This is a genomic window from Paenibacillus sp. LS1, assembly GCF_026013365.1.
GTDB lineage: Bacteria > Bacillota > Bacilli > Paenibacillales > Paenibacillaceae > Paenibacillus.
In genome coordinates this window covers 1,058,529-1,076,065 of the sequence record NZ_JAPDOE010000001.1, presented here as the reverse complement: position 1 = coordinate 1,076,065, position 17,537 = coordinate 1,058,529, and the positions used below count along the sequence as shown (strand labels likewise).

General features: G+C 47.4%; 16 protein-coding genes and 1 other annotated feature. Of the genes, 9 read left to right on the top strand and 7 right to left on the bottom strand.

The window, feature by feature from the left end; genetic code table 11:
- The first annotated feature begins 130 nt into the window (after window positions 1-130).
- From OM416_RS04505 to OM416_RS04475, 7 genes are all read left to right on the top strand, one after another.
- Entirely contained in the window at window positions 131-1,003 is an 873-nt protein-coding gene (locus OM416_RS04505; RefSeq protein ID WP_062835158.1) for a 3-hydroxyacyl-CoA dehydrogenase family protein, read from the top strand.
- The gene (locus OM416_RS04500) at window positions 1,000-2,205 is read left to right on the top strand and encodes an acetate kinase (protein WP_264927399.1); all 1,206 of its coding nucleotides are present in this window, start codon (window positions 1,000-1,002) and stop codon (window positions 2,203-2,205) included. The genes OM416_RS04505 and OM416_RS04500 overlap by 4 nt, the downstream gene beginning before the upstream one ends.
- A gap of 100 nt (window positions 2,206-2,305) precedes the next feature.
- Window positions 2,306-3,601: an asparagine--tRNA ligase gene (gene asnS / locus OM416_RS04495; RefSeq protein WP_017687752.1), complete on the top strand. Its 1,296-nt coding sequence runs from the start codon at window positions 2,306-2,308 to the stop codon at window positions 3,599-3,601.
- Between the two features lie 20 nt (window positions 3,602-3,621).
- Window positions 3,622-4,326, top strand: coding sequence for a DnaD domain-containing protein (locus tag OM416_RS04490; protein WP_082762797.1), 705 nt, complete (start codon window positions 3,622-3,624; stop codon window positions 4,324-4,326).
- 246 nt (window positions 4,327-4,572) lie between these two features.
- A complete protein-coding gene (locus OM416_RS04485) occupies window positions 4,573-5,073 on the top strand; it encodes an RNA polymerase sigma factor (RefSeq protein WP_319951888.1) in 501 nt (166 codons plus the stop codon).
- Window positions 5,066-5,518: a hypothetical protein gene (locus tag OM416_RS04480; protein ID WP_264927392.1), complete on the top strand. Its 453-nt coding sequence runs from the start codon at window positions 5,066-5,068 to the stop codon at window positions 5,516-5,518. Before OM416_RS04485 ends, OM416_RS04480 begins: the two co-directional genes overlap by 8 nt.
- A gap of 28 nt (window positions 5,519-5,546) precedes the next feature.
- Window positions 5,547-6,851: a multi-tm2 domain protein gene (locus OM416_RS04475; RefSeq protein ID WP_413775744.1), complete on the top strand. Its 1,305-nt coding sequence runs from the start codon at window positions 5,547-5,549 to the stop codon at window positions 6,849-6,851.
- A gap of 152 nt (window positions 6,852-7,003) precedes the next feature.
- Here OM416_RS04475 and OM416_RS04470 read toward each other — a convergent pair whose 3' ends face one another.
- From OM416_RS04470 to OM416_RS04440, 7 genes are all read right to left on the bottom strand, one after another.
- Window positions 7,004-7,657 (bottom strand): methylthioribulose 1-phosphate dehydratase, encoded by a 654-nt coding sequence (locus OM416_RS04470; RefSeq protein WP_264927388.1) that lies wholly within the window; start codon window positions 7,655-7,657, stop codon window positions 7,004-7,006.
- Window positions 7,658-7,660: 3 nt separating this feature from the next.
- Window positions 7,661-8,338, bottom strand: coding sequence for a 2-hydroxy-3-keto-5-methylthiopentenyl-1-phosphate phosphatase (locus OM416_RS04465; RefSeq protein WP_062835151.1), 678 nt, complete (start codon window positions 8,336-8,338; stop codon window positions 7,661-7,663).
- On the bottom strand, window positions 8,335-9,558 hold the full coding sequence (locus OM416_RS04460) for a 2,3-diketo-5-methylthiopentyl-1-phosphate enolase (RefSeq protein WP_264927385.1): 1,224 nt from the start codon (window positions 9,556-9,558) through the stop codon (window positions 8,335-8,337). The genes OM416_RS04465 and OM416_RS04460 overlap by 4 nt, the downstream gene beginning before the upstream one ends.
- Window positions 9,555-10,415, bottom strand: a complete 861-nt coding sequence (gene proC, locus OM416_RS04455) for a pyrroline-5-carboxylate reductase (RefSeq protein ID WP_036607595.1) — start codon at window positions 10,413-10,415, stop codon at window positions 9,555-9,557. The genes OM416_RS04460 and proC overlap by 4 nt, the downstream gene beginning before the upstream one ends.
- Before the next feature lie 36 nt (window positions 10,416-10,451).
- Complete coding sequence (locus tag OM416_RS04450) at window positions 10,452-11,699, bottom strand: glutamate-5-semialdehyde dehydrogenase (RefSeq protein ID WP_264927383.1); 1,248 nt, start codon at window positions 11,697-11,699, stop codon at window positions 10,452-10,454.
- Between the two features lie 56 nt (window positions 11,700-11,755).
- Window positions 11,756-12,859: a glutamate 5-kinase gene (gene proB, locus OM416_RS04445; RefSeq protein WP_264927381.1), complete on the bottom strand. Its 1,104-nt coding sequence runs from the start codon at window positions 12,857-12,859 to the stop codon at window positions 11,756-11,758.
- Between the two features lie 82 nt (window positions 12,860-12,941).
- Window positions 12,942-13,156 (bottom strand) — a binding site (T-box leader).
- A 64-nt stretch (window positions 13,157-13,220) separates the two neighbouring features.
- A complete protein-coding gene (locus OM416_RS04440; RefSeq protein ID WP_264927380.1) occupies window positions 13,221-14,429 on the bottom strand; it encodes a pyridoxal phosphate-dependent aminotransferase in 1,209 nt (402 codons plus the stop codon).
- 260 nt (window positions 14,430-14,689) lie between these two features.
- On the opposite strand from OM416_RS04440, the gene OM416_RS04435 reads away from it, so the two are divergent.
- Both OM416_RS04435 and OM416_RS04430 read left to right on the top strand, forming a co-directional pair.
- A complete protein-coding gene (locus OM416_RS04435) occupies window positions 14,690-15,685 on the top strand; it encodes an ABC transporter substrate-binding protein (protein ID WP_264927378.1) in 996 nt (331 codons plus the stop codon).
- Window positions 15,686-15,884: 199 nt separating this feature from the next.
- The gene (locus OM416_RS04430; protein ID WP_264927376.1) at window positions 15,885-17,507 is read left to right on the top strand and encodes an AraC family transcriptional regulator; all 1,623 of its coding nucleotides are present in this window, start codon (window positions 15,885-15,887) and stop codon (window positions 17,505-17,507) included.
- Window positions 17,508-17,537 lie beyond the last annotated feature (30 nt).

Sequence of the window (17,537 nt, the reverse complement as noted above, 5' to 3'; positions counted from 1 at the left end):
ATTTATGCTGGTTATTTTTTTTTACATTTCACTCGTGCTAAGATATTATTATATGTTGGGTCGAAATTTGTAATTTTCGGCGAACAGGGTACAATAGAGAAATAGAGAACCGAAAGGATGGAGCAGAACCATGTTTTTCAAAAAAATAGGAGTTGTCGGTGGCGGTACGATGGGACAAGGTATTTCCCAGATGCTCGCAGCCAAAGGACTTGATGTGCTTCTCGTGGAGCATACAACACAAAAGCTGGATCATGCATATGACATGATCGAAACAAACCTGGATAAGCAATTGGAGAAATGGGCGATTACAAAAGCGGAGAAGAAATTGATTCTTTCCCGTATTACCAAGGTAGCTCATTTAGCTGAACTTGGGACTTGCGATATGGTCATTGAGACGATTTCAGAGGATCTGGATGCGAAAAAAGCAGTATTCAGTCAACTGGACCAAGTTTGCCCAAGCAATGTCATTCTGGCAAGTAATACATCCACGCTGAGTTTGACCGAGCTTGCAAGCTCGACCAAATATCCAGAGCGTGTTATTGGTATGCACTTTATTCACCCGGTATCCCGGGTTGATCTTGTAGAGATTATTCGTGGACTGAAAACTTCGGATACTACATTCGAAGAGACCAGACGTTTCGTAGAAGAAGTAGCGGACAAAAAAGGAGTCATGATCTATGAATCCCCTGGATTCGTAACCTCCCGTCTGATCTGCCTGCTGATTAACGAAGCATTGCATGTATTGCAAGAAGGTGTTGCATCTGCGGAAGATATCGATGATGCAATGCGTATCGGATACAATTTCCAACATGGACCACTCGAAATGGCTGACCGTTTCGGATTGGATTCTGTTGAAGCTGCACTCGAAAGAATGTTCCGTGAATTCGGAGAATTGAAATATCGTCCTTCCACAGTTCTGAAGAAAATGGTGCGTGCAGGACACCTGGGTGTTAAAACAGGCGAAGGATTCTTCAAGTACGACAAGGATGGTGACCGACTGTGAAAGTACTCGTAATTAATGCGGGGAGTTCCTCGCTCAAATATCAATTGTATAATATGACTGACGAATCTGTACTGGCTAAAGGTCTGGTAGAGCGAATCGGTATGGATTCCTCCATTCTGACGCACAAACCGACAGGCCGTGAAGATGTTACAGAAGTTAGCGAAATTTTGGAACATACAACAGCGATTCGTAAAGTCATCGATATTCTGACTGACAAAGAAAACGGTGTGTTAGGTTCCGTAAGTGAAATTCAAGCTGTTGGACACCGTGTTGTTCATGGTGGTGAAGCATTTAAGGAATCTGCATTGGTAGATGATGCTGCCAAAGCTGAAATTCGTCGTTTGTTCGACCTGGCTCCGCTTCATAACCCTGCTGCAATGATGGGTATTCGTGCGGCTGAATTAAATATGCCAGGTGTGCCTCAGGTTATGGTCTTCGATACAGCGTTCCATCAAACGATGCCGGAAAAAGCATATCTGTACGCTATTCCGCGTGTACTTTACAAAAAATATAAAGTACGTCGCTATGGCGCACACGGTACTTCCCATGATTTCGTAAGCAAGGCAGCTGCTGAGTATTTGGATCGTCCAGTGGAAGATCTGAAAATCATCACTTGTCACGTGGGTAACGGCGGTAGTGTAACAGCAGTTAAAGGTGGCGTATCCGTGGATACTTCGATGGGGATGACTCCGCTTGAAGGTCTGATGATGGGAACGCGTTCAGGTGACCTTGACCCAGCTATCGTACCTTATGTGATGAACAAGGAAGAACTGAGCGTAAGCGAAGTGAACTCCATGTTGAACAAACACAGTGGATTGCTTGCAATCTCCGGAATCAGCAGTGACATGCGTGAGATTACAGAAGGTATGGAGAATGGCGATGCCAACTCCACGCTTGCTTTTGAAATGTACGAATACCGTCTGCGTAAATACATTGGTTCATATGCAGCTGCAATGAACGGTGTAGACGTGATTGTATTTACGGCTGGTGTAGGTGAGAACTCCGTTGTTCTTCGCCAAAAAGTATGTGAGCAGCTCACTTATCTGGGTGTTGAACTGGATGAAGCGCTGAATGCCATTCGTTCTGGCGAACCACGCCGGATCACAACAGCGAATTCCAAAGTGGAAGTTCTCGTTGTGCCAACAAACGAAGAATTGGTCATTGCACGCGATACACACCGAATCGTATTGAATTCTCAGTAATCTAACTGTAAAGTAAATATAGAATGACAAGGAAGTGCAGAGGACAGGCATAAGCCTGCCCGCTGCATTTTCAAATTCAGGAACCAAGGGGAGATATGGCATGAATACGAATTGTGTAATTCGTAATGTGAACGAGCATGTGGGCGAAACCGTGACAATCGGTGCCTGGATTAACAACAAACGTTCCAGCGGTAAAATTCAGTTTTTGCAGCTGCGTGATGGAACCGGATATATTCAAGGGGTTGTTGTGAAAAGTGAAGTTAGTGAAGAGATCTGGAACAATGCCAAGAGCCTGACTCAAGAGAGCTCTTTGTATGTTACAGGTATTATCCGTGAAGAACCTCGCAGTGCGTCCGGTTACGAGATGACTGTTACTGGGGTGGAGATCATTCACCTGACTGAAAACTATCCAATTACGCCTAAAGAACATGGTGTTGATTTCCTGATGGACCATCGTCATCTGTGGCTCCGTTCTACGAAGCAACGTGCAGTTATGGTGATTCGTGCAGAGATCATTCGCGCTGTTCAGCAGTTCTTTGATGGTAACGGATTCACGCAAGTTGACCCTCCGATTTTGACACCATCGTCTGCGGAAGGAACAACGAATTTGTTCCACATCAAATACTTTGATGAAGATGCTTATCTGACGCAAAGTGGTCAATTGTATATGGAAGCCGCAGCGATGGCGCTGGGTAAAGTATATTCATTTGGTCCAACATTCCGCGCCGAGAAGTCCAAAACACGTCGTCACTTGATTGAGTTCTGGATGATTGAGCCGGAAATGGCATTTGTAGATCACGAGGAGAGCCTGCGCGTGCAAGAGAAATTTATTGCTCATGTCGTTCAATCCGTGGTGAAAAACTGCCGAGCAGAATTGGAATCCATCGGTCGTGACGTATCCAAACTGGAAGGCATCGTAGCTCCATTCCCGCGTATTACGTATGATGAAGCGATTGAATTCCTGCATGGACAAGGCTTCGATATTCCTTGGGGAGAAGACTTTGGTGCACCACACGAAACAGCGATTGCTGAGAAGTACAATACACCCGTCTTTATCACGCATTATCCTGCTGGAATTAAAGCTTTCTACATGAAACCAGATCCGAATCGTCCTGAAGTTGTTCTCTGTGCGGATATGATTGCACCAGAAGGCTACGGAGAGATTATTGGTGGTTCGCAGCGTATCGATGATCCGGAATTGATGCAACAACGCTTTGAGGAGCACAACCTTTCGGATGAAGCTTACCAATGGTATCTGGATCTACGTAAATACGGATCGGTTCCTCACTCCGGTTTCGGTCTGGGATTGGAGCGGACGGTAGCATGGATCTGTGGATTGGATCATGTACGTGAAACAATCGCATTCCCACGTATGCTCTATCGTCTGTACCCTTAATGCTTAACCGAGGAGCGTCTATGGAAGACACCACATCCAAAGCGTGGTTGGATGGAGCAGCTTATGGCATGACTTCGGGTACAGCTCACCTGCCGTATGCGTTGTTACGTTATTATCACCAGCTTGGCCTATCAGATGCAGAAGTGCTTCTTCTGATTCAACTGCTAGGGTTTCGTCAGGCAGAGTTCAATGAGTTTCCCACGCTTGAAGAGCTTGCGGGACGCATGGGACTTGCACCTGAAGGCATTGCCAGAATGTTGCAACGTCTGATGAGGGATGGATATATTGCGATTGACGAGCATCGTGACGAGGAACGTGACATCCAGTACGAGCGATATGATTTACATGGATTATATGCCAAGCTTGCAGCGTGCACTGCCGAAGAAGTAGCCGCATACCGTGCGGAGCAGCTGAGCAGCAGTACAGCACGTCAAGATTCGAACAGTGTTCAAAAAGAAGAGGAAGAACGAAACATGTTCTCCATCTTTGAAAAAGAATTCGGCCGTCCACTATCTCCAATGGAGTGTGAGACGATATCCAGCTGGTTGGATCAGGATCGTTATCAAGAGGAACTGATTCTCATGGCTCTGAAGGAAGCGGTTTTTGCAGGAAAAGTTCACTTCCGGTATATCGATCGAATTCTGCTTGAGTGGAGCCGCAATCGTGTCAAGACCGTTCAAGACGCGAAGGCGTACACGCAGCGGTTTCGTAATGGTGGACGTTGATTCAGGCGTAGGCAAGAACAAGAAACAGGCCAGAAGTCATTCTGTGCCTGTTTTTTTTGGGATTATAAGTTGATGAGTTATCAGCGGCACCAATCTTTCAGGCAATGAATTCACTTTGTTTTGAAAAATTTGATGGATCACGCAGGGGTTACCACACAAGCTGTCGTCTATTGTATTGGAGAGGAGGGGAGAGTTATTGATGAAGCGCGCGTAATCGAACAAATCCGTCAAGGAGATACATCCCAGATGCGTACTCTGATTGATAAGTACAGCCAGCATGTGTACCATGTGGCCTATTCCGTACTCAGGAACGATCAGGATGCTCAGGATGCAGCTCAGGAAGCGTTCATTCAGATGTATAAGTCTCTCCCCGACTACCGTTCCGAAGGGTTCAAAACGTGGTTAACCCGAATCGCCTTTCACAAAGCGATTGATGCCAAACGCAAGCTGGGCAGACGAAGTGCTGAGGATCTGGGTGGAGAAGAAAAAATCATAAATATGCCCGGACGGGATGAAGACGTTCTTGCCCGTCTCGTTCGTGAAGAACGTCACGATAAACTTCGCGAACGAATTAATCAGTTGCCTGCTCAGCACCGTGACATTATCACTGCGTATTATCTAAGTGAAAAAAATTATGAGCAGATTGCCAGTGATGCACAGGTGGCTGTGAAGACTGTGGAATCCCGCTTGTATCGTGCCCGGCAGTGGATTCGGAATCATTGGAAGGAGGATGAATGGCGTGAGTAAACAGGAGAAGTATACCGTTGCACAATGGACTGATTATATTGAAGGGCGTATGAGTGAAACTCAAGCGAACCGGATGGAACAGTTTCTGATGGAAGATGCAGATGCGATGGACAGCTATCTGGAAGCGCTCGGTATCCATGGGGAGCTGCCTCCGCTACATGACCCGACAGGGTTTGCGGATTCAGTCATGCATCGGATTGAGGGTATTCAGCCAACCCAATCACAGCGCAAATCCCGCGCTGGACGAAACCGACGCTGGCTTGAACATAAAGTGTTTCATTATGCGGTAGCGGCCTGTTTGACATTGATCTTCCTCTCGTCAGGACTTTTTGACAAGGTAGCTCCTTATCACAAGTTCCAGGATGGCGACCACAGAGGGTCTTTTACGGAGAAATGGACGGAGGCAGCCACTTCATGGCTGGATAACTTCAAGCCTAAACCATAAATGGTTTCGCATTGCCTGAAAAGAAAGGATGACGACTGTGCACTCAGATCGTAATAAATTACTCGCATTTCTATTAAACCTGATACCTGGTCTTGGTTTTATGTATTGGGGGCGAGCCGCAAGAGCTGTGATCTATCCATTACTTTTTTTTGGAACAGCTGTTGGCTCATTCATGCTGGCAATGTTGGTGAGTGAGAGGGAATTAATGATTTTCGGGGCCTTGGGGGCCATATTCTTCTGGTGTGTCAGCATGCTGGATATGATTATCGTTCTGCTTCGTGCCCCATCTCCAATGGATGCCCGAAACCATGGATATGGGGCACATTACAGTGGGCCGCATCAGGGGCCGGCATATCAGGGAGCACACGCTGGTCAGGAAGGCCATCTGGGACAGATGGAGATTGACCAGGAGGGAATACATCAACGACAGGGCGACGAGTATGGTACGCCTGCGGGTGCCTATGGTCAACCTATGTATCGAAAAGGCAGTGAGGGTGAGCGGTTCTTCACCATTTTGCTCTCATTTGTTCCGGGATTGGGCCACCTTCATCTGGGATTGTTGCATCGCGGATTGTCGTTCCTGATAGCGTTCTTTGGTTCATTCGCCATGATGGTTTTCGTGGCTTCGATCACCAATGAATCTGTATTTTTGATGTTCTTGCTCATTCTACCTGTCATTTGGGTATACTGCATGTTTGATGCGGTACAGCATGTCCACCGTAAGCAGGCTGGTGAGGTGTTGCAGGATCGGACATTATTTGAGGAATTGGAGATGGGCAGAGTAGCCGGACGACGTAGCAAAGTGCTTGCAACGCTGCTATCCGCTTTTCCAGGTGCAGGTCATCTATATCTTGGATTGCAGAAAAGAGGCATGCAATTGATGTTCCTGTTCCTGGGCAGCATCTATGTACTGGACCTGCTTCACTTATCTGTGTTTCTGTTCATGATTCCACTGGTCTGGTTCTACAGCTTCTTTGACGGGCTCCAGTGCTCCAGTCGTTATGGACGCGAGCCTTTGGTTGATCAACCGATCTTCAAGGACTGGGCCCGCCATCAGCGTCTGATTGGATTCGGAATTGCCGCGCTGGGTCTATATTACCTGACGATCCGTCTTGTCATTCCACAGCTGAATGAGCTCTTCCCTAATGCATTTATGACGTATGAGATACGTTCCTATTTGAACACTGTCATTGTATCCTTGCTGCTCATTTTTGGCGGCTTGAAACTGCTGTTTGGCAAGCAACGGGGGACGGGTATTCAAAGTACTGCTCAACGAAATGATGAGGGGACAGACAGCCTCTTTTTATTCAAGGATCGGGATGATCGACTGTAGAGTGACCTAAAGAAAAGTTACACTGACACTACGATGACAGAGCAACCTTCTAATCGCTGTTATCCCCACAACATAAAAACACGCCAAGGGCTATGTATACCAGCCTCTGGCGTGTTTTTTGTTGTGCAGCTTTGATTTCGAATAAATGATTGCTATTTCGTAGCGCCCTTCAACAGAAGTTGACGGTACATCACTTCGAATAAGAATTCGAAGGCTTCCAGATGACGTTTCGCTTCAAAAGCATCTTTGCCCCACGCATATATGCCGTGATTACGAAGCAAGATCCCTGGCACTTTGGCATCCAGTACATCCGGTACCAATTCAGCAATGGACGGAATGTCCGCAAAGTTAGGCAGGACAGGGACACGAATCTCCGCATTTTCTTCCCAGATGTTGAAAGCCTTGATCAACTCGATACCTTGAATCGGAACCTGACCCTCTGCTCCAAAGAATTCGCTAATCAGGTTGTTAAACACGGTATGCACGTGGAATACAGCGCCACAACCCGTCAAGCGATAGATTTCGCAGTGAATCAACGTTTCGGCACTTGGTTTCAACGTTGTTGTTTCAATTGCTTTGCCATGCTTGTCCACAAAAAGAAAGTCTTCCGGTGTGCGAAGAGATTTGTCTTTGCCTGAAGCGGTAACCGCAAAATAAAATTGCTCCGGATCAAAATCTCCTACACGCATCGACAGATTGCCACTTGTTCCAGGGAACCAGTTACGACTGGCGAACAACGCTTTAATATCAGCCAGTTCTTCAAGGACCTGACGTTTGTGTTCCAATGTAATCTTTTCAAAGCCCATCGTTTACAGCACTCCTTGTGTTTGCTTCTGTTTCATATCTTCGATGATATCGTAAAAGGTAGCGAATGGCACATGGTCCACACCAAGTTCAATACACTTATCCGTCAAAATGGAGCGAGAGTAGACGAGATCGGCGATCTTTGCACCTTCAAAATCTGTCAGACTGTCTCCAATGAGAATTCGATTATATTGTTCTTCCGGGAAGGTACGAATCACTGTTGTTTTGCACATGCCGCAGCCATTCTCACAAGGAGGCTGGCAGGGATTCGGCCATTCAATCTTAATGGTTTCACCCGAGAAGTCAGCTCCGTTGCAGTAGACATGATCCTGCGGGATATGGAATGGTGCGAGTAACGGCTCAATAAAGAAGTCCATGCCACCGCTGGTCACATTGAATTCGATACCTTCACTTCGAACGTACTCAAGAAACTCGCTGAATCCTTCACGGATGCCCGCTTGTCCAAGCACAAATTCCACAATTTCATCTTTCTGCGATGCAGGCAACAGAGCAAACATGGCTCCAACACCTTCACGCAGCGAGATTTTTTGCTCAATCGTATCTTTCATAATCGCTTCAATGCCCTCAGGCTTGAAATGTTTCATGATTGCGACAATATTGTCCGAGAGTGTAATCGTACCGTCAAAGTCACAGAAAATGACTGTTTTTTTATCACTTCTCATCGTTCGCCACCCCACAGATCCAATGCACTTTTCAGCTCCGGATGCTCGGTTGCATATTGCGCTAGTGGAATGGAACGTTGAGCTGCCTCAATGGCTTGCAGGAATGCACGTCCGCCTGCCTCAGTGCCCATAGGATGTCCATGAATACCGCCACCAGCATTAACGATGACATCTGTGCCAAAGTCGCGCAAAATAAGCGGTACAAGGCCTGGATGGATGCCGGCGGAAGGCACTGGCATACTGGTTCGTACAGGCAGATCAGCTGTCAGTAATTGCTCCGTGATCGCCATGTTTTCTTCCTTCGGCATCGTTACCGATCCATAAGGAGAAGGGAAGAGCACCAGATCGGCACCCGCAAGTCGCATTAACTGGCCAAGTACAACCGAAGCCGATATGCCGTAATGTGGTGAAGGATACAATGCTCCTGCAAGCGCAGGGTGAGCCATAATCGGCACATTGATATCAGGATCACTGCTGAGTTCATGCAGTACATCATATCCGTAAGACAATACGTTGAACAACAGGGCATTGGCTCCTGCACCAATGGCGCGTTCAGCTTGCTCTTTCAGACGAGATGTAGGTCCTGTGAGATTGGTTGCATACAGTAGCTTCTTGCCCGTCTCCTGGCGTGCCTGTTCGGCAGCTATCATGCAGACCTCGACTCTTTTTTCGATGGGCGTCAGTTTGTTCTCGAACAGAATTTCATCGTCCTTGATCAGATCAACGCCTCCAAGAGCCTGACGAATAAATTGTTCACGAAGTTCATCTGCATCCAGTCCGATAACCGATTTGAAGATACTCATTAACAGTGGACGGTCATGTACACCAAGCAGATCACGAACACCATTCAGTCCAAACTTGGGTCCCGGGAATGCACTGAGGAAGCCATCCGAGAAACCAAGCTTTGTTAATTTGATCCGGCCATCCATTGAGATTTTGCCAAAGACCGTCACGAGCAGGGCAGGGATATCACGGCTGAAGTTAACATCAGGATATCCGATGGTAATATCGGCGTAACGCTCGCCCGCACCCATGCCATCAGCTTCATGTACTTCTACGCTGATTACTTCACCCAGATGTTTCTGCATCGCTTCACGCTGGGCTTGTGGCAACTCCGTCCAGCTACCTACGGTCATGCCAATCGCGATAGACTGAGCCTTCTTGCGAAAGTCTGCATGATCATCATGCAGACGATATGTGGCTGTGCACATGTTATTCATTTTAAATCCCCTTCCAAAGCAGCTCCCATCTCCCGTGAGCGCTCTGCACAGCGGTTGACGGCTGCGATTACATTTTCAAAGAAATCTCCTTCGTCCAGCGTCTTCAGTGCTGCCTGGGTTGCCCCTCCAGGGGATGTCACATCACTACGAAGCTTCATCGGTTCCAAACCGGTTTGTTGTACCATACGTGACGCGCCAAGCACCGTCTGAACAGTGAGATCACGAGATTGCTGGCTAGATAAACCACCACGAATACCTGCGGCAATCATGGCCTCCATTAAATAGTATACATAAGCAGGGCCGCTTCCGGAAATCCCTGTGAGCACTTCGAGTTTATCTTCAGGCACGATGGTCACGATACCAACGGCTTCAAACATGGTCATCACCGTACTGCGTTGGTCATCCGTAATCTCCGCAGAGAAGGCAAGCCCGGTCGCGCCGAGTCCAATGGTACTGGATGTATTCGGCATGGTTCTGGCAATCGGCTGTTTACGACCGAGCAAGGACTGCATCGTGCGGATCGATAATCCCGCAATGACAGACACGATCAGTTGATCAGGTGATAACAGCGGACCCAGTTCGCGCAGCGCTGCGGCAGCATCTTTGGGTTTCATACAGAGTACAATGACCGGAGTGGAGGCAAGATGATCCAGAGATTGTGAGGCAGTTCCGGTATGTACAGCATAACGGGTGCTGAGCTCCTCCTGACGTTTCTGGTTGCTGCGGTTCAGCATCGTAATATCCTGAGGACGAACGACTAGGCGGGAGATCAGTCCGCGCACGATGGCTTCAGCCATCGCGCCTGCTCCGTGGAAAGTAATCTTCTGTTGTAGTAACGTCTGTTGCTCTTGACTCATATTTATCGTTCCTCCTATATAACTGGTGCTGGGATATTATTGACGAATCTGTCCATTGCCTGTAATCCGATATTTGGTTGACGTCAGTGCTGGTAGTCCCATCGGTCCACGTGCATGCAGTTTCTGGGTACTGATTCCGATTTCGGCTCCATAGCCAAATTCAAATCCGTCGGTGAAACGCGTGGACGCATTGTGATAGACGGCTGCTGCATCCACATCATGCATGAAGCGTTCTGCATGGGCTGTATCCCGGGTTACGATACACTCGGAATGTTTGGTTCCGTAATGTGCGATGTGCTGCATCGCTTCGTCCAGGTTCTCAACCACCCGGATATTTAAAATATAGTCGTTGTACTCGGTCGCATAGTCTTCCTCGGTTGCCTCAAGGGCAGAAGGAACAAGACGGCGCACCGTGTCGCAACCTTTCAAGACCACATTGGCCTCACGGAGTTGCTCGGCAAGTGCAGGCAGATGCTCTTCCGCATATGCGGCATGCAGCAGCAACGTTTCCATGGAGTTACATACAGATGGACGTTGTGCCTTGGCATTGATGGCGATTTCGGCTGCCATGACCGGATCAGCTGATTCATCCACATAGGTATGACAGATGCCTGCCCCGGTTTCAATAACAGGTACGGTTGCATTGGCAACCACATTACGAATAAGTGAGGCCCCGCCGCGTGGAATGATGACGTCCAGCAGCCCGTTCAACTTGAGCATTTCATCGACGGAAGCACGGTCTGCATCTTCAACCAGTTGCAGCGCATCAGCAGGCATGTCCGTCGTTGCCAGTGCCTGATGCAGCACCTTCACAATTTTTCGATTGGAGGACAGGGCAGACGAGCCACCGCGCAGAAGCACTGCATTGCCTGTTTTGAGACATAATCCGGCTGCGTCTACAGTTACATTAGGACGAGCTTCATAGATGATGCCAATCAGGCCAATCGGCACTCTTAATTTTTCAACATGTAATCCGTTCGGACGGGTGAATGTCTCCAGTACTTCACCAACTGGATCAGGCAGATCCGCAATCTGACGTAATCCTTCAGCGATGCCAGCAATGCGCTCCTTATTGAGGGCGAGTCGATCCAGCATGGATTCCGGCGTGCCTTGTTCTCTGCCTCGTGCCAGATCTTCGGCATTTGCCGTAATGATGGAATCCGTTTCCGTAATCAAAGCATCTGCCATGACACGAAGGGCCGTATTTTTCTGTTCTGTATTCAATCGGTTCAGCTGTGGAACCGTGGCTTGAGCTTTGCTGGCTTTTTCTCTGACTTCACTCATCTTAATTCCTCCTCATATATATAAAGTTGAGTATTTCGACCACTATAACTTCTTGTTTATTTTAACGTAATCCATTCGTCTCTATGAATAACCTCAAGCCTATGGATGCTAGCGAGTTGTTTCATCACTTCGCCACTGGGAAGTCCGGCAATGAGTCGAAGCTGGTCATCATCATAATTGACAATACCGCGACCTAGCAAAGTTTCGTCCATGCCAATCACCTCTACGACGTCTCCGGCGTGGAACGTTCCGAGTACCCGCTTGACGCCTACAGGCAGAAGACTGTGCCCCCCATGGACAAGGGCCTCTTCAGCACCATCATCTACAACAACGGTTCCCAGCGGAGTAGACATGAAGCCAAGCCACTGCTTTTTACGGGATAGCGAAGCGAGTCGTGTCTCAAAGTAAGTACCTTTGCCCGTGCCATCAACCGCCTGCTGCATATCTCCAGGTTCTTTCACACTTCCTACAAATACGGGCACGCCTCCACGTGTAGCAACCTTGGCTGCATCAACTTTGGAACGCATTCCACCTGTGCCAACCGATGATCCTGAACCACCGGCAAACGCGTAGATCTCAGCCGTGATTTCGGGGATCCGGTCGTAACGTACGGCAGAAGGATCTTTACGCGGATCTGCGGTGTACAGCCCGTTGGTATCGGTAAGAATGATCAGATGCTGTGCCTTCACCAGGTTTGCAACCAATGCGGACAACAGATCGTTATCACCAAACTTCAATTCATCCACCGATACCGTATCATTCTCATTAAAAATCGGAATCACTCGTTGTTTAAGCAGTTCCTCTACGGTCATACCTGCATTCCCCATGCGTTTAAGACTGTGAAAGTCTGTACGGGTTAACAGAATTTGCGCCGTAGTAACGCGGTGCGCTGCAAAAGCCTGTTGATATGCCTGCATCAGTAATGCCTGCCCAACGGCTGCTGCCGCTTGTTTCTCATGCAGCTGTTTGGGCCGCTGAGGGTAACCGATCTCCCGGAATCCGGCCGCTACCGCTCCAGAGGTAACCAGAAGTACTTCATGACCCTGATCAGCCAATGCTGCAATTTCTCCGGCAAAAAAAGTGATCGAACTGCGATCCAGACCGCCTTCTTCCGTTGTAAGCGAGCTGCTTCCAATCTTAACTACAATACGTGAAGTCATGGTTTCACTTCCTTAAACATGATTAATAAGTGCTTCTGGAGCAGGCTTTAGCGGGTACAAAAAAAACTCCCGCCCTTTAGTTAAAAAGGACGAAAGTTCGTTACTTCCGCGGTACCACCTTTATTGATGATTAGATCATCCGGCTTCATGCCCTGTAACAGAAGGCACTGTCCTGCACGTAACAGGCCGCTCAGGGGTAGGTTTCAGAGAAGAGTCGCGGTAAATTCTTTCAGCAGGGTGGAATTTACTCTCTGGGCGCGACTGATATTCTCTTACTGGTCCCGTCATCACGTTTCGTTCAATATTTCTTATAACATACCATGGAAACTTGGCATATGCAAAGGGGTTATGGTCCTGTAAATTACTTGAATAAATTCAGCTTGCCAATCCGCTCCACAGCTTCGCGTAATCGGTTTTCATCACTTAGCAGTCCTGCGCGCACATAGCCTTCACCATGCGAACCAAAACCAATACCTGGGGCTACGGCCACCTTGGCTTCTCGCAGTAACAAGTCTGCAAATGAAGCGGAGGTATAACCTGCAGGTACAGGCAACCAGCTGAAGAATGAACCTGCGGGTTTCGAAGCTTGCCAACCAATAGAGGAAAGAGCGTCATAAAACGCATTGCGACGGGATTCATAACGTGCAACCAGCGAAGTAACACATTCCTGAGAGCCAGTAAGTGCTTCCGTTGCCGCAGCCTGAATCCCACCGAAGAGACTGACATAGATATGATCCTGAAGCAGATTGATTTTAGAGACAATCTCTGCATTACCAAGCGCGAATCCAACACGCCATCCAGCCATGTTGTATGTTTTGGATAACGTATAGAACTCGATGCCCACTTCTTTGGCACCAGGGGCTTGTAGGAAACTTACGGGACGATGTCCGTCAAATCCAATCGCACCATAAGCAAAATCGCTCGCAACGACAATTTGATTTTGAAGGGCAAATTCAACCGTATCTTCGTAGAACGAAAGTGGTGCCGTTGCTGACGTTGGATTGTTGGGATAGTTCAGGAACATCAGCTTGGCCTTCTCCCGATCTTCGGCTGTAACAGCTTCGTAATTCGGCAGGTATGCATTGGACTCCAGCAAAGGCATAAATGACATGTTTGCTTTGGCGAGTGCAACACCAGACCAGTAATCCGGGTAGCCCGGATCGGGAACGAGGACGGTGTCGCCGGGGTTAAGCAGTACCTGTGGTAACTGAACCAGACCTGTTTTGCCCCCGAACAAAATGGCAACTTCAGTCTCGGGATCCAGATCAACGTTGTAATCTTCCTTATACCGTTTGGCTACAGCTTCCTTCAGGAAAGAGTATCCTCTAAAGGGTGAATATTTGTGGTAGAGGGGATTTTCAGCCGATTCTTGCAGTGTTTTCACAATATGAGGTGGTGTAGGTGTATCCGGGTTCCCCTGACCCAGGTTGATCACGTCATGTCCACTTGCGATTTCGCGATTTACATTTTGAACAAGGGTAGCAAAAAATTGCGTTGGCAGCTGTGTCATCACATCAGAAGTCGGTATCGTAAAAGCTGAACGAGCAGATGTATGGTCTGAATTGGTCATTATATTCATCACTCCGGTTATTAAAAATGGCAAATAGTTCTCATTAATTTATCACGTCAATCCCGAGCTGTATAGAGGGAAATCCACTTGAATATACAGTACATAGGCGCAAAGAGCGGAGTATTGTACAAAACTGAAAGTGCTCATTTAGTTTTGTCCATTGAGCTGAGAGAAGCCATGTTTTATGATAATATCCGATAATGATAATCAATATCATTAATTCCTTGCACAACGCACATGATATAGGGGGAGAAATAGAAATGAAAAAGGGCATTCGAAATACGGCAGTATTATTTACGGTTACGTGGTTATCCATTCTGTTGCTGGCTTGTGGAAATCAGGCTACAACACCTGCTGCTGGAGCAGATGATTCCAAAGCAGCCACAGAAACCAAGGAGACCCAACCCGCAACGGAAGAGACGAAAGAGGGCGAGACCCGAGTATTCAAAGATTGGACAGGCCATGAAGTAGAGGTCCCTGTAACACCGAAACGTGTCATCTATCATGGAGAAGTTACCGGGGATCTGCTTGCGCTTGGTGTTGTTCCTGTAGGCATACTTCGTCAGGATGGAACCGTATACGATGATCAGGTTGCTCAGGCAGAGGATGTAGGATTTCCGATCAGTGTGGAAAAGGCGCTAGCCTTAAATCCCGATCTGATCATTTTCTCGAACAGTGATGAGGCGCAATACGATCAGATCGCGAAGGTGGCACCAACGGTTACATTTGATTCGTTCGGGTCAATAGAAGACCGCATGCGCATTCTTGGCGACTTGTTGAATAAGAAGCAAGAGGCAGAGGACTGGATCACGGCTCATCAAAAAGCGACAGAAGAGATGTGGACGCAACTTCATGAGAACGGATTGAAAGAAGGGGAGACGGCTTCGGTATTCACCATGTATCCCGGGAATCGTCTGTTTGTTATGGCGGGTGCAGGATTGCCACAGTTGTTATATGGAAAAGACGGGCTGAAGCCAACCGCGGAAATCCAGAAAGTATTGGATGAAGACATGGGATTCGTAGAGATTTCAACTGAAAAATTATCTGAATTTGCCGGTGATCGGATATTTATTCTGGATCCTGTAACCGACGATGCCAAGCAATCCACCAAGGAATTACTGGATAGTTCAATCTGGAAGAACTTGCCTGCGGTAAAAGAAGGAAAAGTGTATCGTTTTAATATCGTAAAAGCTTCTAGTGATGCTCTTTCCAGGGAGTGGCTGTTACAAGAGCTGCCAAAACAGATGATTCAATAATGGTGACGAGCTAGTAAGGCACCAGTAATACCTTTGAGAATGCATTTTATAAAAGTAAAAGGAGCCTTCAACATATCGTTGAACGCTCTTTTTTGCTGATTAAACTCGTATCTGGATTATTAACAATCGCTCGCTTATAATCAGATCATACAGAATGATTGATAATTATTCTCATTTTATAAAAACGAGGTGAACCGACATGCAGGCTTTGGATGCCGATGGGGGAACGTTGTTCTTTTCAGCATTCATGTTTCGGCTGGATCATCTGGTACGACGAATTGAACCACCTGAACAGATTATGCTGGAAGTAGCTTGCGAGAAACATGCGTTCCTGATCTGTGAAGAAGGGGATGGGCGTTTATATATTGGACATGAACAGTTTCCGTTTACTCCGGGATGTGTTTATCCGCTATCTCCGGGAGAAGGGTACCAGATTGAACATCGTAATAACTTGGAATTGAAATATATTATGATGGCATTTGATGTTATTCACGTCTTGACGGGTGATCCTGAGCTCTTTACCCGCCCTGTATTTGAACAGAGAAACCAATTGAATGGTTATCCCTATGCTCCGTTAAGTGGGCTGCTGGAGCAAATGTATGTCATTCGGAATTATAAAACAGATGCTGAATACAGCCATCTGAATGCACAGTTCCAAAAATGGATGGAGATGATCATTACCCGATACACTTCTCCAAAGACGGAGCAGAGCATGGAAGCAAGGTTATACAGTACGATTCAGTATGTAGACGACCATTATGCTGAAGAAATCACTGTACAGAAACTGGCACGTCTTGCGGAAGTCAGACCTGTACAGTATACGACCCTGTTCAGACAACTCACGGGTCACAAGCCGCTCGATTATGTGAATCATGTGCGCATTAAACATGCCAAGGAATGGCTTCGCAAATCGGATGAACCGCTTCGGGATATAGCGAGCCGCGTGGGGTTTAAGGATGAGTATTATTTCAGCAGGCGTTTTCGCCAAATCACCGGATTGTCTCCTCGTCAATATGACAGATCTATTCAGCAACAGACGTTGGTACAAGATTGGTTAGGTCATGATGTGAATATTCCAGTAAACCCGGAGCGAATTATGTATTACGGAGATTCAGCTGGAGATCTGCTGATGTTGGGCGTTCAGATATTGGGAGATCAGACATATGACGCGGTTGCTCCGGTTAATGTGGAAGCAGCTGTTATCATGAAGCCGGATTTGATTATTTTTGATAGCAACAACGAACAGCAATATGAACAACTTTCCCGTATTGCACCAACACTCGCTTACAACTCACATGCCATGTTGGACGAGCGAGTGCGCAGTTTGGGCAATTGGTTTGGCAGACAATCTCAGGCTGAACAATGGCTAACCTCCTATGGGGATCGTACTGAGCAGATGTGGACGAAGATCCATATGGCGATTGAAGCAGGGGAAACGGCATCTGTATTTACATACCATCGGGGTGCACGATTATTTGTTATGGGCAATATCGGTCTGGCGCCATTGTTATATCATCCGATGGGATTCAGGCCAGTTAACAAAGTGAAGGAAGCACTTACTGCGGGCAGAGCCTATAAGGAAATTTCGGCTGAAGCGGTACGTCAGTATGCGGGAGATCATGTATTTGTTATGTTGCCTGAGGAAATTGTAGCCCGGCAGGCGACAGAGATCCTGATGAAAAGTCCCAGTTGGAAGGCCCTTCCGGCTGTGCAGAATGGACGGGTGTACCCTGTGGAGGAGTCGATCTGGAATGTGGGTGACGCGCTCACGAGTGATCGATTATTGACTCTGCTGCCTGAGTTGTTATGTGGAAGTTCATAACGAAAACAGGCTTGCAGTCCTCAGGAGGAT